General features: G+C 73.4%; 27 protein-coding genes and 1 riboswitch. Of the genes, 15 read left to right on the top strand and 12 right to left on the bottom strand.

Annotated features, from left to right (window positions below):
- Nucleotides 1–91: 91 nt before the first annotated feature.
- Nucleotides 92–1,342, top strand: coding sequence for a radical SAM family heme chaperone HemW (hemW, locus tag G7072_RS05270; RefSeq protein ID WP_166084567.1), 1,251 nt, complete (start codon nt 92–94; stop codon nt 1,340–1,342).
- 142 nt (nt 1,343–1,484) lie between these two features.
- A complete protein-coding gene (locus G7072_RS20195; protein ID WP_166084568.1) occupies nt 1,485–2,180 on the top strand; it encodes a TM2 domain-containing protein in 696 nt (231 codons plus the stop codon).
- Nucleotides 2,181–2,193: 13 nt separating this feature from the next.
- Here the strand turns inward: G7072_RS20195 and G7072_RS05280 are convergent, their stop codons facing one another.
- Entirely contained in the window at nt 2,194–3,324 is a 1,131-nt protein-coding gene (locus tag G7072_RS05280; RefSeq protein ID WP_240917159.1) for a prolyl oligopeptidase family serine peptidase, read from the bottom strand.
- 170 nt (nt 3,325–3,494) lie between these two features.
- On the opposite strand from G7072_RS05280, the gene G7072_RS05285 reads away from it, so the two are divergent.
- The gene (locus tag G7072_RS05285) at nt 3,495–4,412 is read left to right on the top strand and encodes a TIGR03086 family metal-binding protein (protein WP_166084570.1); all 918 of its coding nucleotides are present in this window, start codon (nt 3,495–3,497) and stop codon (nt 4,410–4,412) included.
- Between the two features lie 124 nt (nt 4,413–4,536).
- On the opposite strand, the gene G7072_RS05290 is transcribed toward G7072_RS05285, so the two are convergent.
- Together G7072_RS05290 and G7072_RS05295 are read right to left on the bottom strand one after the other, a co-directional pair.
- Entirely contained in the window at nt 4,537–5,382 is an 846-nt protein-coding gene (locus G7072_RS05290) for a DUF3097 domain-containing protein (RefSeq protein WP_166084571.1), read from the bottom strand.
- Between the two features lie 65 nt (nt 5,383–5,447).
- A complete protein-coding gene (locus tag G7072_RS05295; protein ID WP_166084572.1) occupies nt 5,448–6,341 on the bottom strand; it encodes an MBL fold metallo-hydrolase in 894 nt (297 codons plus the stop codon).
- Nucleotides 6,342–6,494: 153 nt separating this feature from the next.
- Between G7072_RS05295 and hrcA the strand changes: the two genes are divergently transcribed.
- From hrcA to G7072_RS05310, 3 genes are all read left to right on the top strand, one after another.
- Nucleotides 6,495–7,517, top strand: coding sequence for a heat-inducible transcriptional repressor HrcA (gene hrcA, locus G7072_RS05300; protein ID WP_166084573.1), 1,023 nt, complete (start codon nt 6,495–6,497; stop codon nt 7,515–7,517).
- Between the two features lie 82 nt (nt 7,518–7,599).
- Complete coding sequence (gene dnaJ / locus G7072_RS05305) at nt 7,600–8,796, top strand: molecular chaperone DnaJ (RefSeq protein ID WP_166084574.1); 1,197 nt, start codon at nt 7,600–7,602, stop codon at nt 8,794–8,796.
- The gene (locus G7072_RS05310) at nt 8,793–9,533 is read left to right on the top strand and encodes a 16S rRNA (uracil(1498)-N(3))-methyltransferase (RefSeq protein WP_166084575.1); all 741 of its coding nucleotides are present in this window, start codon (nt 8,793–8,795) and stop codon (nt 9,531–9,533) included. The genes dnaJ and G7072_RS05310 overlap by 4 nt, the downstream gene beginning before the upstream one ends.
- Nucleotides 9,534–9,820: 287 nt before the next feature.
- On the opposite strand, the gene G7072_RS05315 is transcribed toward G7072_RS05310, so the two are convergent.
- Together G7072_RS05315 and G7072_RS05320 are read right to left on the bottom strand one after the other, a co-directional pair.
- Nucleotides 9,821–10,783: a Gmad2 immunoglobulin-like domain-containing protein gene (locus G7072_RS05315; protein ID WP_166084576.1), complete on the bottom strand. Its 963-nt coding sequence runs from the start codon at nt 10,781–10,783 to the stop codon at nt 9,821–9,823.
- Nucleotides 10,784–10,899: 116 nt separating this feature from the next.
- Nucleotides 10,900–11,460, bottom strand: coding sequence for a SigE family RNA polymerase sigma factor (locus tag G7072_RS05320; RefSeq protein ID WP_166089724.1), 561 nt, complete (start codon nt 11,458–11,460; stop codon nt 10,900–10,902).
- Between the two features lie 148 nt (nt 11,461–11,608).
- Here G7072_RS05320 and G7072_RS05325 point away from each other — a divergent pair, with 148 nt between their 5' ends.
- Both G7072_RS05325 and G7072_RS05330 read left to right on the top strand, forming a co-directional pair.
- On the top strand, nt 11,609–12,151 hold the full coding sequence (locus G7072_RS05325) for a hypothetical protein (protein ID WP_166084577.1): 543 nt from the start codon (nt 11,609–11,611) through the stop codon (nt 12,149–12,151).
- Nucleotides 12,152–12,205: 54 nt separating this feature from the next.
- A riboswitch (guanidine-III (ykkC-III) riboswitch) is annotated at nt 12,206–12,270 on the top strand.
- A 12-nt stretch (nt 12,271–12,282) separates the two neighbouring features.
- Nucleotides 12,283–12,597: a multidrug efflux SMR transporter gene (locus G7072_RS05330; protein WP_166084578.1), complete on the top strand. Its 315-nt coding sequence runs from the start codon at nt 12,283–12,285 to the stop codon at nt 12,595–12,597.
- Nucleotides 12,598–12,687: 90 nt separating this feature from the next.
- On the opposite strand, the gene G7072_RS05335 is transcribed toward G7072_RS05330, so the two are convergent.
- Complete coding sequence (locus G7072_RS05335) at nt 12,688–12,828, bottom strand: hypothetical protein (RefSeq protein WP_166084579.1); 141 nt, start codon at nt 12,826–12,828, stop codon at nt 12,688–12,690.
- A 173-nt stretch (nt 12,829–13,001) separates the two neighbouring features.
- Between G7072_RS05335 and G7072_RS05340 the strand changes: the two genes are divergently transcribed.
- From G7072_RS05340 to G7072_RS05360, 5 genes are all read left to right on the top strand, one after another.
- Nucleotides 13,002–13,349: a histidine triad nucleotide-binding protein gene (locus tag G7072_RS05340; protein WP_206063295.1), complete on the top strand. Its 348-nt coding sequence runs from the start codon at nt 13,002–13,004 to the stop codon at nt 13,347–13,349.
- Nucleotides 13,350–13,565: 216 nt separating this feature from the next.
- Entirely contained in the window at nt 13,566–14,516 is a 951-nt protein-coding gene (locus G7072_RS05345) for a PhoH family protein (protein WP_240917256.1), read from the top strand.
- 31 nt (nt 14,517–14,547) lie between these two features.
- Nucleotides 14,548–15,036, top strand: coding sequence for an rRNA maturation RNase YbeY (gene ybeY / locus G7072_RS05350; RefSeq protein ID WP_166084582.1), 489 nt, complete (start codon nt 14,548–14,550; stop codon nt 15,034–15,036).
- 28 nt (nt 15,037–15,064) lie between these two features.
- Complete coding sequence (locus tag G7072_RS05355) at nt 15,065–16,384, top strand: hemolysin family protein (RefSeq protein ID WP_166084583.1); 1,320 nt, start codon at nt 15,065–15,067, stop codon at nt 16,382–16,384.
- Nucleotides 16,377–16,721 (top strand): cytidine deaminase, encoded by a 345-nt coding sequence (locus G7072_RS05360; RefSeq protein ID WP_166084584.1) that lies wholly within the window; start codon nt 16,377–16,379, stop codon nt 16,719–16,721. The genes G7072_RS05355 and G7072_RS05360 overlap by 8 nt, the downstream gene beginning before the upstream one ends.
- 22 nt (nt 16,722–16,743) lie before the next feature.
- On the opposite strand, the gene G7072_RS05365 is transcribed toward G7072_RS05360, so the two are convergent.
- Together G7072_RS05365 and G7072_RS05370 are read right to left on the bottom strand one after the other, a co-directional pair.
- Nucleotides 16,744–17,832 carry a hypothetical protein gene (locus G7072_RS05365; protein WP_166084585.1) on the bottom strand — a complete coding sequence of 363 codons (1,089 nt, stop codon included), beginning with the start codon at nt 17,830–17,832 and terminating at the stop codon, nt 16,744–16,746.
- The gene (locus tag G7072_RS05370; protein WP_206063296.1) at nt 17,829–18,341 is read right to left on the bottom strand and encodes a SigE family RNA polymerase sigma factor; all 513 of its coding nucleotides are present in this window, start codon (nt 18,339–18,341) and stop codon (nt 17,829–17,831) included. Before G7072_RS05370 ends, G7072_RS05365 begins: the two co-directional genes overlap by 4 nt.
- Before the next feature lie 132 nt (nt 18,342–18,473).
- Here G7072_RS05370 and G7072_RS05375 point away from each other — a divergent pair, with 132 nt between their 5' ends.
- A complete protein-coding gene (locus tag G7072_RS05375) occupies nt 18,474–19,865 on the top strand; it encodes an FAD-binding oxidoreductase (protein ID WP_240917160.1) in 1,392 nt (463 codons plus the stop codon).
- On the top strand, nt 19,862–21,157 hold the full coding sequence (locus tag G7072_RS05380) for a cyclopropane-fatty-acyl-phospholipid synthase family protein (protein WP_166084587.1): 1,296 nt from the start codon (nt 19,862–19,864) through the stop codon (nt 21,155–21,157). The genes G7072_RS05375 and G7072_RS05380 overlap by 4 nt, the downstream gene beginning before the upstream one ends.
- A 140-nt stretch (nt 21,158–21,297) precedes the next feature.
- Here the strand turns inward: G7072_RS05380 and era are convergent, their stop codons facing one another.
- From era to G7072_RS05400, 4 genes are all read right to left on the bottom strand, one after another.
- Entirely contained in the window at nt 21,298–22,278 is a 981-nt protein-coding gene (era, locus tag G7072_RS05385; protein WP_166084588.1) for a GTPase Era, read from the bottom strand.
- Nucleotides 22,279–22,369: 91 nt separating this feature from the next.
- On the bottom strand, nt 22,370–23,188 hold the full coding sequence (locus G7072_RS05390; protein WP_166084589.1) for a septum formation family protein: 819 nt from the start codon (nt 23,186–23,188) through the stop codon (nt 22,370–22,372).
- A gap of 2 nt (nt 23,189–23,190) precedes the next feature.
- Entirely contained in the window at nt 23,191–24,030 is an 840-nt protein-coding gene (locus G7072_RS05395) for a septum formation family protein (RefSeq protein WP_166084590.1), read from the bottom strand.
- Between the two features lie 154 nt (nt 24,031–24,184).
- A complete protein-coding gene (locus G7072_RS05400) occupies nt 24,185–24,691 on the bottom strand; it encodes an NAD(P)H-dependent oxidoreductase (protein ID WP_166084591.1) in 507 nt (168 codons plus the stop codon).
- Nucleotides 24,692–24,875 lie beyond the last annotated feature (184 nt).

Consider the following 24,875-nt stretch of genomic DNA (forward strand, 5'->3'; position numbering starts at 1 on the left):
GCCTGATCACCCGCACTCCCGTCGCGCCCGGCCCTCGTGGCCGGGCGCGACGCGTTTTGGGCCCGGCTCGCCCGCGGGGGAGGATGGGGCCATGCCGTCGGTCCCCCCTGAAGGCGAGCCGGCCCCGAGCGACGGCTCGCTGCCCGCCCCCGCCCTGGACGGGGCCGCCGAGCGACCGCTCGGGTTCTACGTGCACGTGCCGTTCTGCGCGACCCGGTGCGGCTACTGCGACTTCAACACCTACACGGCGGCCGAGCTCGGCGGGGCGGGCGCGCCTCCCGGGGCGTCGCGCGACTCCTACGCCTCGGCGGCGGACGTCGAGACCCGCTTCGCAGCCACGGTGCTGGGGGCGGCGGCCCGACCGGTCTCCACGGTGTTCTTCGGCGGCGGCACGCCGACGCTGCTGCCGCCGGACCACCTGGTGGACATGCTCGAGCAGATCCGCTCGTCCTTCGGGCTGGTCGACGGGGCCGAGGTGACGACCGAGTCGAACCCCGACAGCGTCGATCTCGCCGACCTCGAGCGGCTGCGCGAGGGCGGGATCAACCGCATCTCCTTCGGGATGCAGTCGAGCGTGTCCCACGTGCTGCAGGTCCTCGACCGCACCCACGACCCGGAGCGGCTGCCGCGGGTGGTCGAGTGGGCGCGGCAGGCCGGGTTCGAGCAGGTGAGCCTCGACCTGATCTACGGCACGCCGGGGGAGTCGCTGGCGGACTGGGCCGGGTCGCTCGACGCCGCTCTTTCTTGTCGACCCGACCACATCTCGGCGTACGCCCTGATCGTGGAGGACGGGACCGGGCTCGCCCGACGGGTGCGACGCGGCGAGGTGGCGACGCCCGACGACGACGAGATGGCCGACAAGTACGTCATGGCCGACGAGGTGCTCGGCTCCGCGGGGCTGGGCTGGTACGAGCTGTCGAACTGGGCGCGCGACGAGGCGGCCCGCTGCCGGCACAACCTGCTCTACTGGCGCGGCGGCGACTGGTGGGGCGTCGGTCCCGGCGCGCACTCCCACGTCGGTGGGGTGCGGTGGTGGAACGTGCGGCACCCCGCGGCGTACGCCGAGCGGCTGGCCGCCGGGGTCAGCCCGGCCCAGGCGCGCGAGGTGCTCGACGACGAGACCCGACGGGTGGAGCGGATCCTGCTCGAGACCCGGCTGGTCGACGGGTTGGCCGTCGACGTGCTCGACGACGCCGGCCGGTCCTGGCTGCCCGACCTCGTGGACAACGGCCTCGTCGAGCTCCTCGCCTCCTCGGGTGGAGCCGCCCCCGACGACCGGGTGGTGCTGACCCTCAAGGGCCGCATGCTCGCCGACGCCGTCGTCCGCGACCTCGTCCCCTGACCGACCGTCTTCCCCCGCGAAGCGTCGATCGTGCACGCGCGAAACGTCAGTCGTGCACGTGCAGGGGAGGGATCGTGCAGGTCGCGAACTGACGCGCGCGTCCCTCCGCGATCGGCCGGACGGGGGCGCATACGCTTCCGCCATGACCTCCACCCCTCCCGACCGTCCCGAGGACGAGGGCGACGGCCCGCCGCCCCCTCCCGCCTGGGGACAGCAGCCCCCGACGCCGTCGGACTCCCCGGTCCCGCCGCCGGCGCCCGGCTACGGCCAGCCCGGTGACAGCGCGTCGGGCCACCCCCAGTCGGGCTCCGGCGACTCGGCCTACGGCGACCAGGGCTACGGCCAGCAGGGCTACCCCCAGTCCGGCTACGGGCAGCCGGGGTACGACCAGGGCTACGGCCAGCAGGGCTACCCCCAGTCCGGCTACGGGCAGCCGGGGTACGACCAGGGCTACGGGCAGCAGGGCTATGCGCAGCAGGGCTACGGCCAGGGCTACGGGCAGCCGGGCTACGGACAGCCCGCCTACGGACAGGGCTACGGCCAGCAGTACGGACAGGCCCCCAGCCCCTACGGACCGCAGCCGGGCGCGCCGTACGGCGTCGACCCGAAGACGGGGCGACCGTTCTCGGAGAAGCAGAAGCTCGTCGCCGGGCTGCTCCAGGTCCTGCTGCCGCTCGGCATCGGGCGCATGTACATGGGCGACGTGGGGGTCGGGGTGGCGCAGCTCGTCGTCACGCTCGTGACCTGCGGCATCGGCGCACTGTGGCCCTTCATCGACGGCATCCTCATCCTCGTCGGCGACCCGGTCGACTCCGACGGGCGGCCGCTGCGGTCCTGAGAGCGCCGGAGCCTCAGGCGTCGAGGCGGGTGTCGAAGAACCGCACGGTGCGATCCATCGCGGCGAAGAACGCCGGCCCGAAGGCGTGCCCGTCGTCGTACCACTCCAGCTGCGAGTCGACGCCGGCCCGTGTCATCGCCTTCTGTGTTGCCGACGCCCAGCGCGGGGGACAGGTGTCGTCGTACCGTCCGTGCACGAGGAGCACCGGTTCGGTGATGCGGTCGAGGTAGGGCCGCGACGACGCCGCGGACCAGAAGTCGGGGTTGTCCTCGGGCAGCCCGTAGCGGCGCTCGATGACGTCACGCAGCCCGGCGTCCTCGGGATCGTCGCGCTGGAACTGGTCGTAGTTCTCGCCCTCCAGCGACGAGACCGAGGCCCAGGCGGACGCGGCGCCAGCGAGACCGGGCTCGGCGATGAGCGCCTTCTGCACGACCCCACCGCCCATGGAGCGGCCGAAGAGACCGATGCGGTCGTCGGCCACCGGGACGTCGCGGCTCGCCTGCAGGGCCTTGACCGCGTTGACGACGTCGGCGGCGTACCCCAGCCGCAGGTCGTTCTCCCCGTCGGGCGCGTCGTCGGACTCCGCGTGGTTGCGGTAGTCGACGTGCAGGGCGACGTAGCCGCGCGAGGCGAGGTAGCCGCGCTCACGCGTCATGCCCTGGCCGCGCACGTAGATCGCCGGGTCGATGTAGCCGTGGGCGAGCACGACCGCGGGGAACGGTCCCCTCCCGGTCGGGACGTTGAGGACGCCGGTGATGCGGTAGATCTCCTTCTCGCCACGCGCGTCGATCGTGATGCTGCGATACGCGACGTCGTACGACGTGTAGGCCGCCGTGCGCTCGCGGACCGCGCCGAGGGTCAACCGGTCGCCGCGGTGCTCGGCGGCGTCGAGGGCCTCGACCGACACCGGGCGCGGGAGCGGCGTGCGTGAGGGGGTCGGGCTCGTGTCCGACCGGTCGGAGGTGCCGCCGGGGGACCGGCTCGGGGTCTCCGACGGGCGGGGGCTCGCCGACGCGCTCGGCGGGTCCGAGGGGCTGCTCGACGTGCTGCCCCCGCTGGGGGCGGCCTCCGTGGTGTCGCTGGTGCAGGCGCTGAGCAGGCCGACCGCCGTCAGGGCGGAGACGACTCCGAGTCGGGTGCGCACAGCCAGCTCCTCGCGGTCGGGGACCTGCTGGGGACGCTACCGGGGTGTCCGAAACGAGGGCTCGGTCCGCTGCGGGCGACGTGTGCCGGCCGGTCCAGTCGAGCCTGGTGACGCGGGCCCGGCGGTGCCACGCTGGGAGGAGTGACGGGGAGACGAGGAGGTCACCGGCCGTGGACGTGTTCACCCTCTACCACCGCAGCGTCGAGACCTGGGCCGACCGGGTCAACGCCGTACGTCCCGAGCAGTGGGACCTGCCCACGCCGTGCCGCGAGTGGTCGGTGCGCGACCTGACCAACCACGTCACGGGCGAGGACCGCTGGACCGTGCCGTTGATGCGAGGGAGCACCCCCGACGAGGTGGGCGGTCGGCTCGACGGCGACCTGCTGGGCGACGACCCGATCGAGGCCTCCCTGACCGCGGCGGCCGACGCGACCACGGTGGTCCGCGAGACCGTGGCCTCGGACAAGCCGGTGCACCTGTCGTACGGCGACGAGGGTCGGGGGGAGTACCTGCACCAGCTCGCGGCCGACCACCTGGTCCACGGCTGGGACCTGGCGGTGGCGACCGGGAGCGACCCGCGCCTGGACCCGGCGCTGGTCCACGAGGTCGCGTCGTGGTTCGCCGCGCGGGAGGAGATGTACCGCAGCGCCGGCGTCGTGGGTGCCCCGGCGGTGGGAGCGGTCGCGGCCGGCGACGCGCAGGCCGAGCTCCTCGCGCGGTTCGGCCGGGACCCCGCCTGGGGGCCGAACCACGCCGCCCTGTTCCGGCTGTCCGAGGCGTTCGGGCGCGGCGACGTCGACGCGATCATGGCCACGCTCACCGACGACTGCGTCTTCGAGTCGACCTCGCCCCCCGACGGTGAGGTCGTCGTGGGCGCCGACGCCATCCGCGCGGTGTGGACGGACCTGTTCGCCGGCGCGGGTGCGCGGTTCGAGGAGGAGGAGCTCGTCGTCGCGGGCGACCGCGGGGTGCTCGCCTGGCGCTACTCCTGGACCGGTGAGGACGGCCCCGGGCACGTGCGCGGCGTCGACGTGCTGCGGTTCCGCGACGGTCGGGTCTGCGAGAAGCGGTCGTACGTCAAGGGCTGAGATCGGGCGCGCGTCGACGTACGCGCCGTCTCGTCGCGACGGGAGTGACGCTTCGCTGCGACGCGGGTGACGCTTCGCCGCGACGCGAGCGACGCTTCGCCGGGAAGGGCGGGGTGGGCGCGGGTCAGTCGGTGGTGACGAAGTCGATGAGCTCCTCGACGCGGCCGAGGAGGGCCGGCTCGAGGTCGGCGTAGGACCGCACGGTCCCGAGGATGCGCTTCCAGGCCTGGGCGACGTCGGCCTGCGTGCGGTGCGGCCAGCCGAGGTGGGTGCAGATGCCGTGCTTCCACTCCATCGTCCGCGGCACGGCGGGCCACGTCTCGAGACCGAGGCGCTGCGGCTTCACCGCCTGCCAGACGTCGACGTAGGGGTGGCCGACGATCAGCACGTGCGCGCCGTTCGGCCCGCGGCGTACGGCGTCCGCGATGCGGCTCTCCTTCGACCCCGCCACCAGGTGGTCGACCAGCACGCCGACCTTCCGGCCAGGGCCCGGGCCGAAGTCCTTGAGGTGCGAGCCCAGGTCGTCGACGCCGCCGAGGTACTCCACCACCACACCTTCGAGCCGCAGGTCCTCGCCCCAGACCTTCTCGACGAGCTCGGCGTCGTGCCGGCCCTCGACGTAGATCCGGCTGGCGCGCGCGACGCGGGCCTTCGCGCCCTGGACCGCCATCGAGCCCGACGCCGTGCGCGTCGGGGCCGCCGGGCCGCTGCGGACCGGCGGGCGGAGGGTGACGGGCTTGCCGTCGAGGTGGAAGCCGGGACCGAGGGGGAACACCTTGCGGCGGTTGCGCCGGTCCTCGAGCGTGACGGTGCCGATGTCGCGGTCGACCTTGACGATCTCGCCGCAGAACCCGGTCGTGGCGTCCTCGACGACCATGCCCTTCTCCGCCGGGGTGTCGACGGAGCGGCCCTTCTTGGGCCTGCGCCAGTCGTCGGTGAGCACGTCGGAGCCGTAGCGGTCGTGGGACATGGTGCGAACGCTACGGCGACTCGCGCGGGCCGGTCGCGCGGACGCGCCGGGGGCTCCGTGGGCGGTCAGGCCAGCGGGAGCTGGCGCGCCGAGCCGGGGGTGACGGGGGCAGGCAGCTGCGCGAAGCCGCGGCGTACGGCGTGCTCGAGCCCCTCGGCGGGGAACGGCCACTCAGCGTCGCGCAGCGTCTCCTCGACGCTCAGCCCCTGGGCGGCCGCGGCGCGGATGTTCTCCGCCACCGCCGTGATGTCGCCGCGCTGGTCGGTGACGAACGAGCGCGGCACCACCGCCCCGTGACCGGGCACGACCGTGGTCGACTCCGTCGTCAGGCCGATGGCGGTGTCCAGGGTCGCGGCCCACTCGAGGGGGAACGAGTCCGCCCCGTACGCCGGCGGGCCGGCCTCCTCGACCAGGTCACCGAAGACGACGAGGTCGACGTCGCCGATGCGCACGACCAGGTCGCCGCCGGTGTGGCCGCGCCCGGGGTGCATCAGCTCCAGGACCCGGTCGCCGAGGTCGACGACCCCGACCGAGCTGAACACGGTCTCTGCCGACAGGACGTCGGTCTCCAGCACGTCCGGGCCGTAGGGGTCGTCCGGGTCGTCGCGGAAGTAGCCCTTGACCCGCTCGGCCGCCTCCTGGGTCCGGGCCGCCGCCTCCTCGTGGGCGTGCAGGGCGGTGTCCGGCCACGTCCCGCGCAGCGTCGCGTTGCCCAGGACGTGGTCCCAGTGCTCGTGGGTGTTGACCGCCGCGACCAGCCCGCGCTCGGCGTACGGCAGCGACCGGAGGTCCTCGACGAGCCCGGCGGCCGCGGCCCCGGAGCCCAGCGTGTCGATGACCGCCAGGCCGCGCTCGCCGGCGACGACCGTGACGTTGAGCTCCATCCACTCGTGGTGGACCACCCAGACACGGTCGGCGATCTCGGTCAGCTGCCGGACGTAGCGCTGGGGGGAGGCCATGGCCGCCACTGTAGGTCGGGCACGGGTCGGGCAGAGGTGCCCGGAGGTCGGCACGAGGGCTGGACCACACGCTGCGGACCTGCCTCCGGGCGCCCCGCGCGTTAGGATTGGCACTCGCGAGATGTGAGTGCCAACGAGGAGCGAGGAGGAGCCATGGTCGAGGAGCGCAAGCTGGCCGTCCTCCGCGCGATCGTGCAGGACTACGTCTCCACCCAGGAGCCCGTCGGCTCGAAGTCGCTGGTCGAGCGCCACCAGCTCGGGGTGTCCCCGGCGACGGTGCGCAACGACATGTCTGCGCTGGAGGAGGAGGGGCTCATCGCTCAGCCCCACACCAGCGCCGGGCGGATCCCGACCGACAAGGGCTACCGCGTCTTCGTCGACCGGCTGAGCGCCATCAAGCCGCTCTCGACGGCCGAGCGCCGCGCCATCACCACGCTGCTCGAGGGCGCGGTCGACCTCGACGACGTCGTGGCCCGCTCGGTGCGGCTGCTGGCCCAGCTGACGCGGCAGGTCGCGATCGTGCAGTACCCGACCCTGTCGCGCTCGACCGTGCGCCACGTCGAGATGGTCACCCTCAGCGCCACCCGCATGCTGCTGGTGCTGATCCTGTCGACCGGCCGTGTCGAGCAGCGCGTCGTCGAGCTGCCCGTCACCCTCGACGACGAACAGGTCGGCTCCTTCCGCCGCGCGGTCAACCGCGCGGTGATGGGCGAGCGCATCGCCGACGCCACCGAGAAGCTCGCCGCGCTGCCGGGCACGTTCGACAAGGCCGACCGGCCGGTGCTGAGCGTGGTCGTCGCGGCGCTGGTCGAGGCCATGAGCGACCACCGCTCCGACGAGCGGGTGATGGTCGGCGGCACCGCCAACCTGGCCCGCTTCGGCGACGGCTTCGACGTGACGATCCGTCCGCTGCTCGAGGCGCTCGAGGAGCACGTGCTGCTGCTCAAGCTGCTCGGCGAGGCCAGCTCGCCCTCGGCGCTGACGGTCCGGATCGGCCACGAGGTGCCCCACGAGGGCCTGGTCTCGACCTCGGTCGTGGCCAGCGGCTACGGCCCCGGTGTCGAGTCGCTGGGCACCATGGGGGTGCTGGGTCCGACCCGCATGGACTACCCCGGCGCCATGGCCAGCGTCCGGGCGGTCGCGCACTACCTGTCCAAGATCCTCGACGAGGCATGACGGCCACCTCGGCGGCCCCCGGTCGCCGTACGCCGTGCCTGGTCCGCTGTCCCTTCACCTACGACGTGTCTGAGAGTTCTGAGTGAGTCACGACCCCTACGAGGTCCTCGGTGTCGCCCGCGACGCGGACGAGACGACCATCAAGAAGGCCTACCGCAAGCTCGCGCGCGAGCTGCACCCCGACGTCAACCCCGACCCGGCGACGCAGGAGCGGTTCAAGGACGTCAGCCGCGCCTACGAGATCCTGTCCGACCCGCAGAAGCGGCGGCAGTACGACCTCGGCGGCGGCGAGAGCGGCTTCGGCGGGTTCGGCGGCGCCGGGGCCGGGGCGGGCTTCTCGTTCACCGACATCATGGACGCCTTCTTCGGCGGCGGAGCCGGGGGCGGCCAGGGACGCGGTCCGCGGCCGCGGGTGCGTCGCGGCCAGGACGCGCTGATCTCGCTCGACATCGACCTCGCCGAGGCGGCCTTCGGGACCACGCGCGAGCTCAAGGTCGACACCGCGGTCCTCTGCTCGACCTGCTCCGGCGACGGCACCGCGCCCGGCACCCGCCCCGTCGTGTGCGAGACCTGCCAGGGTCGCGGCGAGACCTTCCACGTGCAGCGCTCGCTGCTCGGCGAGGTCCGCACCATGCGACCCTGCGCCGCCTGCCGCGGCTACGGCCAGCTCATCCCCGAGCCGTGCCGCGAGTGCGCCGGCGACGGCCGCGTCCGCTCGCGCCGCACGATCACGGTCAAGATCCCCGCCGGCGTCGACGCCGGCACCCGCGTCCAGCTCTCCGAGCAGGGCGAGGTCGGCCCGGGTGGCGGACCCGCCGGCGACCTGTACGTCGAGCTGCGGGTCAACGACCACCCGGTCTTCGTCCGGCACGGCAAGGACCTGCTCTGCACGGTCACGCTGCCCATGACGGCCGCCGCGCTCGGCGTACCCCTGCGGCTGCCGACGCTGGAGGCCGACCTCGGGGACGCCGAGGCCGCCGAGGCCGGGTTCTCCGGCCCGCCACCGGTCGACCTGGCCGTCGAGATCAAGCCCGGCACCCAGTCCGGCGCCGAGATCGTGATGCCCGGCCAGGGCGTGCCCGCGCTGCGCGGGGGCAACCGCGGCAACCTCGTCGTGCGCGTGGTGGTGGAGACGCCGACGCGCCTCGACGACGAGCAGGCCGAGCTGCTGCGCCGTCTCGCCGAGCTGCGCGGCGAGGAGAAGCCGGCCGGCCAGGTCGAGAGCTCCTCGCACAAGGGTGTCTTCGGCCGCCTGCGCGACGCGTTCGGGCCCCGATGAGCCTGGCGACCTTCGTCCACCCCGACGTCGGCTCGGCCGGCGTGGGGGAGCAGGTGCGCCTGGACGGCGAGGAGGGCCACCACGCCGCCGTCGTACGCCGCGTCGCCGCCGGTGAGCAGGTCACGCTGACCGACGGGGCCGGCCACGTGGCGCGGTGCCGCGTCGTCGAGGCCGGCAAGGGCTGGCTCGACCTGTCGGTGCTCGAGGTGGCGGCGCACCAGGCGGAGATGCCGCGGCTTGTCGTCGTGCAGGCGCTGCCCAAGGGCGAGCGCGGCGAGCTCGCCGTGGAGATGCTGACCGAGGTCGGCGTCGACGTGATCGTGCCGTGGTCGGCCTCGCGCTCGATCGCCCGCTGGAAGGGCGACCGGGTCGAGAAGTCGCTGGCGAAGTGGCGCTCGGCGGCCCGCGAGGCGGCCAAGCAGTCGCGCCGCTCGTGGTTCCCCGAGGTCGCCGACCTGGCGACCACCGCGGACGTCGTGGCGCTCCTCGCCTCCGCCTCGGTGCGCGTCGTGCTGCACGAGGCGGCGTCCGGCCCGCTGGCCGACGTGCCGGTGCCGGGCCGCGGGCAGATCGTCATCGTCGTCGGCCCCGAGGGCGGGATCACCGACGAGGAGCTCGAGGCGTTCTCCGCCGTCGGCGCTGAGCCGCTCCGCATGGGCTCCTCGGTGCTGCGTTCCTCGACCGCCGGCGTCGCCGCCGCGGCCGCGCTCCTCGCCCGCACCCCTCGCTGGCGCTGAGGGGCCCTGTCGGTTTCACCAGGTACCTAGTGACTCCGGCGCTTCCCGAACGAAACATCGCTCGGGAAGCGCCAGTTTCGTCGGGGGAGCTGGCACGTCTCGGCGCACGTACGTCGTGACGCGGCCGGCTCAGGCGGGTAGTGGCAGACCGTTCGGTGCGCCCGGCCGCACCGGGTCGACGTACGCCTGGGGAGGTTGCTTCCCGAGCGAAACCGGCGCTTCCCGAGCGAAACTTCGCTCGGGAAGCGCCGGTTTCACCAGGTACCTAGTGAAACCGACACCCCCACCTACTCGACGGTGAGGCGCTTGGTGTCCTCGGTCTCGACGGCGCCGGGCTCGCCGGAGGTGTCGGCCTGGTAGACGCGCAGGGTGTAGTCGCCGGGGTCGACGTCCTTGACCTGGAAGCGGTACGGCGACATCACGCAGCACTCGCGGGCCGTGGTGAACCCCTCCTTCACCACCTCGCCGGGGGGATCGAGGAGCTGCCAGGAGACGGTCGCCTCGAAGAACGCGCCCTGGCCCTCGACGGCGAAGGTCGAGCCCACGGTGTCGCCGTCCTGGGGGCTGGTGACCCACACGGGCGCCAGGGTCGACATCGCCTCGCCGCGGCTCACCCCGCCCGTGACGTCGACGCCGAGCAGGGTGTCGGGTGCGTCGCCGTCGACCTCGAAGGTCACCGGCACGTCGCGCTGCAACGCGGCTGTCGCGGTCCACACCAGCTGCTGCACCGCGAGACGCGCGTCCGCCGCGCTCATGCCGTCCGGCCGCTCGGCGAGGTCGGGTCCGCTCCCGCTCAGGGCGAGGAGGATAACGTCGCCCGCAGGGGGCGCGGCGTCGACCTGGGCGCCGAGGCCCTCCCACAGCGAGGAGTAGTCGGGGTCCAGGGACGCGCCGCTCAGTGACGCGCCCACCGCGCTCAGCAACGGGTCGTCGCCCTCCCCGGCCTGGAACTCGCGGTACAGCCCCAGGCCCCTGCCGGTGGACCCGACCAGGTAGACCGGGACCGTCCCGGAGACCACGGCCGACCCGGACGGCTCGGGGTCGGCCGTCTCCGAGGTCTCGGCCGACTCCGACGGCTCGGGTGACCCGGACGGCTCGGCAAGGTCGGAGCTGGCGGAGGGGGCAGGGTCCCCGGAGCCCGCGACCGGGGTGTCGTCGGAGTCGCTGAGCACGGTCACCGCGACGACGGTGGCGGCGGTCGCCACCGCCGCACCGAGGGCGCCGTAGATCCAGGGTCGCTTGTCGCTCATGGGGGTCGCCTTCGTTCGGTCGCGGATGTGGTCCAGGGCGGGTGCGGGGTCGACGTCGTCGACCGCGTGGTGGAGAAGACGCCGCAGATCGGCGTCGTCGGGGGGCGTGCGCTCGTTCACGGGCGGTCCTCCGGGGTCGCGGACGGCGTGCCGCCGTCGCGGTCGAGGTGGCGGCGCAGGGTGGCGGCGCCGCGCGAGGCGTGGCTCTTGACCGCGCCCCGGCTGATGCCGAGCTCCGCGGCGATCCCGGCCTCGTCGAGGTCGAGGTAGTAGCGCAGGACGAGGACCTCGCGCTGGCGCGACGGCAGCCGGCCGAGAGCAGACAGCACCGCGTCACGGCGTACGCCGTCCTCGGCGGGGTCGGTGACCAGCGCACCGGCGTCGGTGGCCAGGGTCGGCGCGTGCCGCCGCTCCACGCCGCGGTGCCGCAGCACCGACCGGGAGCGGTTGACGACCGACTGCCGCAGGTAGGCCAGAGCCTTGTCCGGCTCGCGGAGCCGACGCCACCGGCCGTGCATGGCCACGAAGCAGTCCTGCACGACGTCCTCGGCGGCGGCGCGCTCGCCGACCAGCAGGACCGCCAGTCGCACGAGGGAGGCGTAGTGGGCGGCGTACAGCTGCTCGACCGCGGTGTCGGCGTCCCACGCCGAACCCGCGGACCGCGCCGCCTCCGTCATCACACCCGTCACGCTAGTTCCACGCGCTCCTCGCCCCTCCGGTTCACACGCCGGGACGACTGGGTGATTTCTCCCGGTTCACCCTCGCTCCCGGTGGACGCGTCGGTTCACGGCCCGGGTCCTCCACCGGCGCTCTAGGTTGGTCGCCATGAGCGCATCCCAGCAGCTGGTCGAGGCCGTGCGGGCCCGGCTGGTCGGCACGCCCTACCGGCTGGTCGAGACCGAGCACGGCTTCGACGTCGGGGTCGACCTCGCCGACGCGACCTACTACACGCTGATGTACCAGCAGCACCTCGAGAAGACCTTCACCTACCGCGCGCGGCTCGACGAGGACGCGAAGGTGCTGGCGATCACCGACGACAGCTACGAGCTGGAGTGGAGGCGCGGGGCCGACGTCTCGGGAGGCGTCCCGGTGCCGACGATGGGTGCGCGGCTGTCGCGGCAGATGGGGCGCCTGGAGTCGAAGAGCTTCCAGCGCACCTACGCGATCGGGGAGGACGGGAAGTACGGCAAGGTCGTCGACTTCACCTTCGACTCCGGCGAGGGGCGCCGCCTGATCCGCGAGCCGGCGCGCGAGCTCGGGTGGACCGAGAAGGCCGGTACGGCGCAGCGTGTCGGCCTCGCCTTCGCCCTGGTCGGCGGCATCGGCGCGCTCATCACGATCGTCGTGCTGCTGCTCGCCCTGCTCTGACACGGGCCTCGACGGAGACCCCGACGTCATGGTCACCCGGGCGTCCTAGACTGGCCCCCGAGCCGAACCGGCTCGACCGGACGAGGGAGCCGTACCCGGACCGCGACAAGACGGCCACCGAGGAGTCCGTCATGGCGTGGTTGGTCCTGATCGTCTCAGGTGTCCTGGAGGCCGTGTGGGCCGTGGCGCTGGGCAAGTCCGAGGGGTTCACCCGGCTGACGCCCTCGCTGGTCTTCCTCGGCGCGATCGCGCTCAGCATGGCCGGGCTGGCCTACGCCCTGCGCACCCTGCCGGTCGGCACGGGCTACGCCGTCTGGGTGGGGACCGGTGCCGCCCTGACGGTCGCCTACGGGATGGCCACAGGAGCGGAGCCGCTCACCGCGGCGAAGGTGCTGCTGCTCGTCGGCCTGGTCGGCTGCATCGTCGGCCTCAAGCTGGTGCACTGAGCCCGCTGTGACGCGCGGACGCCCACCTGCGTCCTCGGGGGACGACGGGTGGGCGTCGCGTCGGTCGGGCCCGGGCCGGCCCGGGCCGGCTCAGAGCTGGTCGCGCCGGGTGGGGTAGGTCAGCGGCGGCTGCGGGTTGAAGGCCCACAGGGTGTAGCCGTCGAGCTTGCGCAGGGCACGTCGGGCGCGGCGCGAGGTGGGGACGGGGGGCAGGGTGGTCGCCATGCTCATGACGGGTCCTTCCTGATCGAGGTGGGATGTCGTGGGGGCGGGCCGTGGGCAGCCTCGCCGTCTGTCACTTATTTTAACGATCCAAGCATGTGGGTTCATCCCCGAACGGGCCCGAACATGTGTGATCCCGCGCACGGCGTACGACGACGCGGGCCCCGTGGTTGGCTGGCGCCATGACCGACTCCGACTGCCTGTTCTGCCGTTTCGTGGCCGGCGAGCCCGCCCCCGACGTGGTGCACGAGACGGCCACGACGCTGGCCTTCCGCGACATCAACCCGCAGGCGCCCACGCACGTGCTCGTGGTGCCGAAGGCGCACCACCGCGACGCCGCGGCGCTGGCCGCGGCCGAGCCCGCGGTGATGGCCGACCTGGTGGCGTCCGCGGCCGAGGTCGCGCGGGCCGAGGGTCTCGGCGACGGCTACCGCCTCGTGCTCAACACCGGCGAGGGGGCCGGTCAGACGGTGTTCCACGTGCACCTGCACGTGCTGGGCGGGCGCGCTATGCAGTGGCCTCCGGGCTGAGCGCGTGGTGCGTCCCGGTCCGGGCCGAAACGACCACGACGGGTGTCGCCGTGCTCCCGTAGCATGGCGATGACCGTTCCCTGATCGAGGAGGCCAGGCCGTCGAGGCCCGTCCATGACTGACACGACATCCCACGACACCGCCGCCGGCGCGGGCTCCCGCGACGCGCGCCGCGACCAGCCGCAGCACATCGTCGACGTGCCCAACAGCATCAACATGGTCTCGCTGCTCGGCCCCAACGACGAGCACCTGGCGATCATCGAGAAGGCCTTCGACGCCGACATCCACGTCCGCGGCAACCGGGTGACGATGCGCGGCGAGTCCGCCGAGCTCGCCCTGGCCGAGCGGCTGCTCGACGAGCTGGTCACGATCCTGCGCACCGGCCAGGGGCTGACCCCCGAGACCGTCGAGCGCGCCGCCGGCATGCTGCGCGCGGAGTCGCAGGAGCGCCCGGCCGACGTGCTGAGCCTCAACATCCTGTCCAACCGCGGCCGCACGATCCGGCCCAAGACGCTGAACCAGAAGCGCTACGTCGACGCCATCGACAAGCACACCATCGTCTTCGGCATCGGTCCCGCCGGCACGGGCAAGACCTACCTCGCCATGGCCAAGGCCGTGCAGGCGCTGCAGAACAAGCAGGTCAACCGGATCATCCTCACGCGTCCCGCGGTCGAGGCCGGCGAGCGGCTCGGCTTCCTGCCGGGCACGCTCAGCGAGAAGATCGACCCCTACCTGCGCCCGCTGTACGACGCGCTGCACGACATGCTCGACCCCGAGACGATCCCCAAGCTGCTCGCGGCCGGCACCATCGAGGTCGCCCCGCTCGCCTACATGCGCGGCCGCTCGCTCAACGACGCCTTCATCATCCTCGACGAGGCGCAGAACACCTCGCCCGAGCAGATGAAGATGTTCCTGACCCGCCTGGGCTTCGGCTCCAAGATCGTGGTCACCGGCGACATCACCCAGGTCGACCTGCCGGGCGGAGTGCAGAGCGGCCTGCGCGTGGTCGAGGGCATCCTCAACGGCGTGGAGGACCTGTCGTTCAACCGGCTCACCAGCCACGACGTCGTACGCCACCGGCTCGTGGGGCGCATCGTCGCGGCGTACGACGAGTTCGAGGCGCGTGCGACCCCCACCACCGACTGGACCGGCGGCCGCTCGCGATGAGTCCCCGAACGCCCGCCCGGGAGCACGTCCGATGAGCGTCGAGGTGCTCGAGGAGTCCGGGACGTCGGTCGACGTCGCGCGCATGGTGCAGCTGTGCCGCTTCGTCATCGAGCGGCTGCGGATCCACCCGCTCGCGGAGCTGTGCATCAAGCTCGTCGACGAGGACACCATCGCCGAGCTCAACGAGCAGTGGATGGACAAGGAGGGCCCCACCGACGTGCTGGCCTTCCCGATGGACGAGCTGCGGCCGGGGCTGGTCAACGACGAGCCGGAGCCGGGCGTGCTCGGCGACATCATGCTGTGCCCGCAGATCGCCGAGCGGCAGGCGACCGAGGCGCGCGAGAAGGGCCAGGAGGGCTACACCACGACCGACGAGGTCGACCTGCTGACCGTGCACGGCATCCTCCACCTCGTCGGCTACGACCACGCCGAGCCCGACGAGCACGCCGAGATGTTCGGCCTCCAGGCCCGGCTCCTCGCCGAGTGGCAGGGCGTCCTGGCCGGCGACCGGCCCGAGTGACGCCGACCGAGGGGCCAGGGACGACGTCGTGAGCACCGGGGACCCGTGGCTGGTGGCCCTCGCGGGCCTGCTCGTGGTCGTGGCGGGGGTCTTCTCCAGCGCCGACGCGGCGCTGGCCTCGGTGTCGCGGGTCCGGGCCCAGGAGCTGCTCGACGAGGGCGTCGGCGGCGCCCGGCGCCTGCTGACGATCGCCGAGGATCCTCCGCGCTACCTCAACACCGCGCTCTTCCTGCGCATGCTCTGCGAGATCGCCGCCGTGGTGCTGACGACCGAGGTCGTGCTCGGGTGGCTCGAGGACGAGCGGCTCGCGGTCCTGGTGGCCGTGCTGCTGATGCTCGTCGTGCAGTTCGTCGCCATCGGGGTCGGGCCCCGCACGGTGGGGCGGCTGCACGCGCAGCGGGTCGCGCTGCTGAGCGCGACGCCCGTCGTGGTGTTCACGCGCATCCTCGGGCCACTGCCGCAGCTGCTCATCGTGGTCGGCAACATCATCACGCCCGGGCGCGGGTTCAGCGAGGGACCCTTCTCGTCGGAGGCCGAGCTGCGCGAGCTCGTGGACATGGCCGAGGCCAGCCAGGTCATCGAGTCCGGCGAGCGGGCCATGATCCACTCCGTCTTCGAGCTCGGCGACACCCTCGTGCGCAACGTCATGGTGCCGCGCACCGACGTGGTGTTCATCGAGCACCACAAGACGCTGCGCCAGGCCATGTCGCTGGCCCTGCGCAGCGGCTTCAGCCGGATCCCGGTGGTGGGGGAGAACCTTGACGACATCATCGGCGTCGCCTACCTCAAGGACGTCACCAAGCGCGTCTTCGACCGCCACGAGGCCGAGACCACCGAGCGGATCGAGCGCGTGCTGCGGCCGGTGATGTACGTCCCGGACTCCAAGCCGGTCGACGCCCTCCTGCGCGAGATGCAGTCGCAGCGCACGCACGTCGCCGTGGTCGTCGACGAGTACGGCGGCACCGCCGGCCTGGTGACCATCGAGGACCTGCTGGAGGAGATCGTCGGGGAGATCACCGACGAGTACGACCAGGCCGAGGTCGAGGTCGAGCACCTCGCCACCGGGGCGGTCCGGGTCAGCTCGCGCTTCCACGTCGACGACCTGCACGAGGCGTGCGGGGTGGCGATCGAGGACGACGACGTCGAGACGGTCGGCGGGCTGATGGGCAAGCACCTCGGGCGGGTCCCCATTGCCGGGTCGGTCGTCGAGGCCCACGGGCTGCGGTTCGAGGCCGAGGGGCCGGCCGGGCGCCGCAACCGGATCGGCACCGTGGTCGTGACGCGTCTGGACGACGGCCCCGAGGACGACGCCTCCGTGCACGACTCCTACGCTGAGAACCATGCCTGACGAGCTCGCCCCCGAGGACGCCAAGATCGTGACGCTCGCCCGCTCGGCGCGGGCCCGGACCGGAGCACCCGAGGGCGCGGCGGTGCGCGACCAGGACGGGCGGACCTACTCGGGCGCTGCCGTCGACCTGCCGTCGCTGCAGGTCTCCGCGGTCGGGGTCGCGGTCGCGATGGCGGTCAGCAGCGGGGCGAAGAGCCTCGAGGCCGTCGCCCTCGTCACCGACGCCGACGACGTACGACCCGAGGACCTGGACGCCGTGCGCGACCTCGCCGGCACCGACGTCCCGGTGTTCCGGGCCGACCGGCGGGGCCAGGTCCAGGCGCGCGCCACCACCTGAGTGGAGCGATGAGGCGGCCGCCTCACATGTCGGTGCCGGGGAACTGCGGGTCGCCGCCGCCGGGTGGGACGTCGGCGAACTTCTCGCACGCTCCGGTCACGACGTCGCAGTCGTAGGCCTGGGCGTCGGGCTGCCCGAACGCCGTGGCCAGGACCGAGCCGTCGGTGTCGACGGTGAAGAAGGTGGCACGGACGTCGTCGAGACGGATCGGCGTGCCGCCCGGGGTGGTCGGCTGGAGGACGCGGTCCCAGGCGACCACGTGCGCCCCGTCGTGGGTCAGCAGTCCGTCGACCGGACCCTTCACCGCGCGCCAGCCCTCGGGCAGCCGGGTGGGCCGGCCGCCGTCGTACAGCGCGACCCGGTTCTGCACGTCGGCGAAGCGGGTGGCGGGACCGGCCAGCGGCATCCACTCCTGGTCGGGCGAGTCCCACGTCCAGGCGATCGTGCCGGCCTCCGAGCGCAGCAGGACGCGCCCGTCGGAGATCGCGTCGATGACCAGGGCGTCGCAGTCGCCCATGCAGTCCGGCGCGGTCGTGGCGACGGTCTCGTCCGCGGCCAGGTCGTAGACCTCGAGGCTCGGCTCCCCGCCGTCGTAGGTCATCCACGCGGCGAGGTCGGTGGCCGGGTCGACCTTGATGGTGGGGTGGGCTCCACCCGGGACCCGGCCGGCGTCGGTGAGCGGGCGGGGGGTGCCGGTCGGCTCGAGCAGCTGGATGGTCCCGTCGGTGTCGGTGTAGAGCACGCCGTACGACGACGCCGCCGCGTCGGTGTCGAGCCAGAAGAACTCCTCGCCCTTGATCGGCACGGACGTGTCGCCGAGGAAGAGCCGGGTGCTCGGGGAGAACACGGCGCGCAGGCCGTCGCCCATGTCGAAGCCGCCGGGGACGGCGACCTCCTCGCTCGGTCGGATGACCTCCGCGGCGCCGTCGGCCAGCTGGTAGAAGCCGAAGGTCGCGGCCGCGACGGCGCCGACCAGGACCCCGGTGCCAGCGACCCAGCGGCGCGAGCGCACGGTGCGACCGCGCGCACGGGCCCGTGCGAGGTCGGACGGCGGGGGAGCGACCTCGTCGAGGTGCTCGGTGAGGAGGCGGGACAGCTGGTCGGTGCTCATGCGGGGTCTCCTGCCAGGACGGAGGTCAGGCCGTGGGCCCGGAGGTTGGTCAGCGCGGCCGAGGCCTGGGACTTGACGGTGCCGGCGCTGCACCCGAGGGTGCGGGCGATCTCGGCCTCCGACAGGCCTTCGTAGTAGCGGAGCACGATCACCGCTCGCTGCCGCGGGGCGAGCGCCCGGACGGCGCGCCAGACCGCGTCGCGCTCGACGGTCGCGCCCTCGTGCGAGTCGAGGGGGGACGGTCGCGGGTCGTCGGTGGAGCGCTCGGCGCGGAACCACGGCTTGCGGACCGTGTTCAGCACCTCGTTGACCGCCATGCGGCGCACGTAGGCCTCGGGGTTCTCGGCCGCCTGCACCCGTGCCCACGACGCGTACGCCTTGGCGTAGGCCGCCTGGAGGGCGTCCTCGGCGACGGTGCGGTCGCCGGCGACGCCGTACGCCACCCGGAACAGGTGGGCCCACGTGGTCCGGTACAGCTCCTCGAACTCCGCGTCGCGTCGCCCGCTCACGGCGTACCTCCTGGTGCAGAGATCCTCATGCACCGTAGACGGTCGGGGAGCCCGGCAGGTTGGGTCGACGGTCCAGAAATCTCACGCGTGCCGGTTCACCGGGCACTAGTACCTCGGCGCTAGCCTGAAAGGGTGGTCGGCATCGTCGGGTGGCCCGCTCACGAGCGGGGCGTGGAGCGCCTGCGGGCGTCGTACGCCGCCCTGCCCGCGGACGCCCCGGTGCGGCTGGCCAAGCGCACCTCCAACCTCTTCCGGCGGCGCGACCCGGCCGGCGGGGGTACGTCGAGCGCGGGGCTCGACGTCACCGGCCTGGCCGGCGTCATCGAGGTCGACGCGGGGGAGCGCACCGCCGAGGTCCAGGGCATGTGCACCTACGAGGACGTCGTCGCCGCCACGCTCCCGCACGGCCTGGTGCCGCTCGTCGTCCCCCAGCTGCGCACGATCACGCTCGGCGGGGCGGTCACCGGTCTGGGCATCGAGTCGACGTCGTTCCGCCACGGGCTGCCGCACGAGTCGGTGCTCGAGATGGACGTGCTCACCGGGGCCGGAGAGGTGGTCACCGTCAAGCCGGGCGACGACCTCTTCGACGCCTTCCCCAACTCCTACGGCTCGCTGGGCTACGCCACCCGGCTGCGGATCGAGCTCGAGCCCGTCGGGCCGACGGTGGCCCTGCGCCACGTGCGCTTCCACGACGTCGCCGAGCTGGCCACGGCCGTCGAGCGGATCTGCGCGGAGCGGGCCTGGGAGAGCGAGCGCGTCGACGGCCTCGACGGCGTCGTGTTCGCCCCGGACGAGGCCTACCTGACGCTGGCGCGCTGGGCCGACGAGCCGGGTGAGACCAGCGATTGGACCGGCGCGACGCCGTACTTCCGCTCGCTGCAGCAGCGCGGCACCGACCTGCTCACCACCCACGACTACCTGTGGCGTTGGGACACCGACTGGTTCTGGTGCTCGGGTGCCTTCGGCCTCCACGATCCCCGGGTGCGGCGGGTCTGGCCGCGCCGGTGGCGGCGCAGCGACGTCTACCACCGGCTGGTCGGGCTCGACGCCCGCTTCGGGATCACCGCCCGGCTCGACCGGCGCCGCGGCGTGCGCCGGGAGCGGGTCGTGCAGGACGTCGAGGTCCCGGTCGACCGGCTGGCCGCGTTCGTCGCCTGGTTCGACGAGGCGGTCGGGATGCGGCCGGTGTGGGTGTGCCCGCTGCGGCTGCGCGAGCCGGCCGGTCCCGGCAGCGCCCGGACGTGGCCGGTCTACCCGCTGAGCCCCGGCACGACGTACGTCAACGTCGGCTTCTGGGGCACCGTCCTGCTCGGTCCCGACGAGTCCGACGGCGACCGCAACCGCGCCGTCGAGGCCGAGGTGACCCGGCTGGGCGGCCACAAGTCGCTCTACTCCGACTCCTACTACGACGAGGCGACGTTCGCCTCGCTCTACAGCACCGCCCACCTGGACCGGCTGCGCGCGCAGCTGGACCCGGCCGGGCGGCTGCCCTCCCTCTACGACAAGGCGGTGCGACGACGATGACGACCCTCCAACGGACCGAGCGCACGAGCGCGATCGCGCCGGCCCTCGAGCTGCTGTTCGCCCACGACCTGCCGTTCCGGCTCACGGCGTACGACGGGAGCGCGGCCGGTCCGCCCGACGCCCCGGTCCGGCTCCACCTGGCCACCGAGCGCGGCCTGGCCTACCTGCTCACCGCCCCCGGCGACCTGGGGATGGCGCGCGCCTACGTGCAGGGCGACCTGGTGCTCGACGGCGTCCACCCCGGCGACCCGTACGACGCGCTGCGGCTGTTCATGAGCCGGCTGACCTTCCGGCGTCCCTCGCCGGCCGAGGCGGTCCGCGTCGTGCGCGCCCTCGGGCTCGGGCAGCTGCTGCCCCCGCCGCCTCCGCCGCAGGAGGCGCTGCCGCGCTGGCGTCGCATCGTCGAGGGGGCGCGGCACAGCCCGGCGCGCGACGCCGAGGCGATCCAGCACCACTACGACGTCTCGAACCGGTTCTACGAGCTGGTGCTCGGGCCGTCCATGACCTACACCTGCGCCTGCTACCCGACCGCGGGGGCGAGCCTCGAGGAGGCGCAGGCGCACAAGTACGACCTGGTCGCGCGCAAGCTCGGGCTCCGTCCCGGGATGCGGCTGCTCGACGTCGGTTGCGGCTGGGGCGGGATGGTGCGCCACGCGGTGACCCACTACGGCGTGACCGCGCTGGGCGTCACGCTGTCGCGCGAGCAGGCCACCTGGGCGCAGCGTGCGATCCGCGACGCCGGGCTCGAGAGCGTGGCCGAGGTGCGCCACGCCGACTACCGCGACGTGGGGGAGACCGGCTTCGACGCCGTCAGCTCCATCGGCCTGACCGAGCACATCGGGATCCGCAACTACCCGGCGTACTTCGGGCGGCTGCGCGACCGGCTGGTGCCCGGCGGGCGGCTGCTGAATCACTCGATCACCCGGCCCCACAACCGGCCCACCTCGACCGGGGCGTTCATCGACCGCTACGTCTTCCCCGACGGGGAGCTGACCGGGTCGGGGCGGATCATCACCGAGATGCAGGACGTCGGGCTCGAGGTGCGGCACGAGGAGAACCTGCGCGAGCACTACGCGCTGACCTGCCGGGCCTGGGCGCGCAACCTGGCCGAGCACTGGGACGAGTGCGTCGCCGAGGCCGGGGAGGCGACGGCGCGGGTGTGGGGGCTCTACCTGGCCGGGTGCGCCCTCGGGTTCGAGATCAACGACATCCAGCTCCACCAGGTGCTGGCGGTCAAGCCGCACCCCGACGGCTCGGCCGACGTCCCCCTGCGCCCCGACTGGGGCGTGTGAGACGCACCGGCACAACCCCATGTAACGCGGGGTTATGGACGGCTCGCAGGGGTCACACCCCAGGGTCGGCGTCCATAACCCCGCGTTACATGCCCAGGGGTCACATGTTCTGGGGGTTGCATGCCCAGGGGGCTGGTCTGTCAGAAGCCGAGGCGGCGCAGCTGGCGCGGGTCGCGCTGCCAGTCCTTCGCGATCTTCACGTGCAGGTCGAGGTAGACCGGCGTCCCGAGCATCGCCTCGATGCCCTTGCGGGCGTCGGAGCCGACCTGCCGCAGCCGGGAGCCCTTGTGGCCGATGACGATGCCCTTCTGGGAGTCGCGCTCGACGAAGAGGTTGGCGTGGATGTCGAGCAGCGGCTTGTCGGCCGGCCGGTCCTCGCGCAGGTTCATCTCCTCGACCACCACCGCGATGGAGTGCGGCAGCTCGTCGCGCACGCCCTCGAGCGCCGCCTCCCGGATCAGGTCGGCCACGATCGCGGTCTCCGGGGCGTCGCTGAGCTCGCCGTCGGGGTAGAGCGCGGGCCCCTCGGGCAGCCGCGCCACGAAGAGGTCCGCCAGCAGCTGCACCTGGTCGCCGGAGACGGCCGAGACCGGCACGATCTCGGCCCAGTCGGTCTGGGTATCGACGCCGAGCTGCTGGATGTCCATCAGGTGCTCGGCCAGCCGCTCAGGGCTCACGAGGTCGGTCTTGGTCGCCACCGCGATCCGGGTCGTACGGCGAACCTTGGCCAGCTCGGTGACCAGGAACCGGTCGCCGGGGCCGATCTTCTGGTCGGCGGGGAAGCAGGCGGCGACGACGTCGACCTCGGCCCAGGTGGTCGTCACCAGGTCGTTGAGGCGCTCGCCGAGCAGCGTGCGGGGCCGGTGGAGGCCGGGGGTGTCGACCAGCACCAGCTGGGCGTCGGGCCGGTGCACGATGCCGCGCACCACGGTGCGCGTGGTCTGCGGCTTCGACGAGGTGATGACGACCTTGGTGCCCACCAGCGCGTTGGTCAGCGTGGACTTGCCGGCGTTGGGACGTCCGACGAAGCAGGCGAAGCCGCTGCGGAACCCCTCCGCCTTCTCGGACGGGAAGGCGGTGGCTGAGGGGCTGGGGTCAGGGGACTGCGGGGCGTCGCTCACCGTCCGATCCTCCCAGACCGCGCGCCGGGGTCTCGCCCCTTCGACAGGCTCAGGACACCGCGAGCTCGACCGGCGACCTGGGCAGGTGCACCTACGCGGGGGCCCAGCAGAAGCCGTAGCGCTGCCCGGTCTCCCACTGCGCCTCGGTCGGCCACTCCCAGCCGTAGTCGATCTCGGTGGTGAACCCGGCCTGGCTCTCGACGTAGTCGGCGCACGCGCCGTCACCCGACGAGCGCACCTTCGCCACGCCCGGGTAGCGCGCCGAGTCGGCGATGCGGAGCGTGGTCAGGGCCCGCCAGGTGTGGGGCAGCGAGCAGATGACCCGCTCGAACCCCGGCGACCCGGGAGCGGAGGTGCCGCAGGTGCCGAAGGTGTCCAGCGCCCCGTCGGCGGCGAGCACGCCCTCCAGGCGCTGCTGCGGCAGGGCGGCGAAGGCGTCGTCGCGCCCGAAGGCGACGACGTCGCAGCGGTACCACGCGGCCCCGGCCTCCGCCTCGGCGTCGGTGGGCACGAACCAGATGGCGACGAAGCGGCTGAGGTTGCGGGTGACCGGGTCGCCCCCGAGGAAGGCGTCGACACGGCGGGGACACTCCGTCGCGAGCCGTCGCCCGACCCGCGGGTCGGTGACCGAGTCACCGGCACCCAGGGCGGCCAGCCGTCCCACGTGCACGGTCCGGGCGGTGTGGTCCTTCGTGCACGGCACCGGGTCGGCGTCGGAGGAGGCGTCGTCGGCCGCCGCCACCGTGAGGTCGTAGCAGGCCCCGGCCTTCGGCGGCGGCGGAGGCGGCGTCGGGGCCGAGGACGAGCTCTCCTCGGCGGACGGGGACTCCGCGGGCGCCGGGTCGGGCGCCTCCGAGGAGCAGCCGGTCAGCACGACCGCGGCCAGCAGGGTGACGAGGGACAGACGCATGCTCACTCCGTCGTGCGCGCCCAGCAGACCGCACGGTTGTTGCCCGCCTCCCACTCGGCCTCACCGAACCAGGTGTAGCCGTAGTCGTACTGCGGGGGGTAGTCGAGCCACGCCAGCACCGAGTCGGAGCAGAAGTCGCGGCTGAGGACCTCGACGAGCCGGTCGCCGGGGTACTTCTCCTTCTCCGAGACCACGATGGTCGAGACCGCGCGCCAGGAGTGCGGCTCGTCGCACGAGAGGTACGGCGCGTCCTGCACGGCCTCGGCGTTCACGCAGGCCAGCCACCGGTCGGGCGGGATGCCCAGCAGCACGCCCTTCGTCGTCTCCGGCAGCGGCACCAGGCCGTCGGGGCGCTCCTCGCCGGCGACCACGTCGCAGCGGAACCACCGGGCTCCCTCGTCCCACGCCGACTCCGAGGGCCGGAACCACGCCCACGACACGATCGAGCGGAGCGTCAGGCTGGCGTCGGCGCCGGTGAACTTCGCCCACCGCTTCTGGCACTCGTCGTAGACCAGGCCCGCGAGCGCCGGGTCGTCGTACGCCGCGTCGTCGGGGAGCTCGCCGACGTGGAAGGTCTCCGCGGTGTGGTCCTCGCGGCAGTCCACGGGCTCGGTGTCGTCGCTGGGCTGGCTGATCGCCTCGACGTCGAGCACCCGGCACAGGCCGTTCTCCGGGGCCTCGACGGGGGTCTCCACCTGCTCGCTGCTCGACGACGACCCGCCGTCCTCGGGCGAGGAGACCTCGTCCAGGGGCGAGCTCTGGTCGCACCCGCTCAGCACGACGACGGCCAGTGCCGCGACGACGGCAGCGGCCCGCCCGCGCGGAAGTGCTGGTGCGCGCACGATCCTCCCTCACCTGGTCCGGCGAACCCGCCTCACCCTACCGAGGGGTACGCCGCCCCCGCGGCGGTTCGCGTGCACGGGCGCGTCAGGCGGCGGGCGCCGAGCGGGGACCAGGTGGGCACCCGGTGGGCACCCGGTGGGCACCAGGCGGGCATCAGGAGGGCATCAGCAGCGCCGCCAGCGTGCCGCCGAGGTCGAGGGCCCGTGCCCGGTCGTCGGACCCCACCTCGCCCAGCACCTCGACGGTCGCCGCCGCCTGCCGCCAGCCCAGCGCCCCGGTGATGGCGAGCACCGACCGGACCGCACCGGTGACGTCGTACCGGCCGTGCACGAGCAGCCCGAAGGGACGCCCGCTCGTGCCGCCCGTCCCGGGCCGGTCCCCGTCGCCGGCGGAGCCGTCGTCGGCGAGCGCGCCCCCGACCGCGAGGAACGTGCTGTCGAAGAAGTGCTTGAGGGCGCCGGACATGTAGCCGAAGTTCGCCGGCGTGAGCAGCAGGTAGCCGTCGGCGGCGAGCACGTCGTCCGCGGTCGCCTCCAGCGCCGGCCGTACGGCGACCTCGACCCCCTCGACGTCCGGGTGCCGTGCGCCCTCGAGCAGCGACGCGTGGAGGTCCTGCACGGACCGGGTCGGGGAGTGGTGCACCACCAGCAGCCGGGCCATGGGCAGGACCCTAGCCAGAACCCGAGCCAGAACCCGAGCCAGGACCCGAGCCAGGACCCGGCCACTGACGGTGACCGTGCCGGGTGGGTGCGGTAAGGTCGGGCCCATCATGACCCGCGGCCTCCTCCTTCGGTGCCGCAGCGAGGTTCGCTGACCCGGACCCCCTCGCTGCGGAGTTTCGTGT

The sequence above is a fragment of the Nocardioides sp. HDW12B genome (assembly GCF_011299595.1).
In the GTDB taxonomy this organism is placed as follows: Bacteria; Actinomycetota; Actinomycetes; order Propionibacteriales; family Nocardioidaceae; genus Marmoricola_A.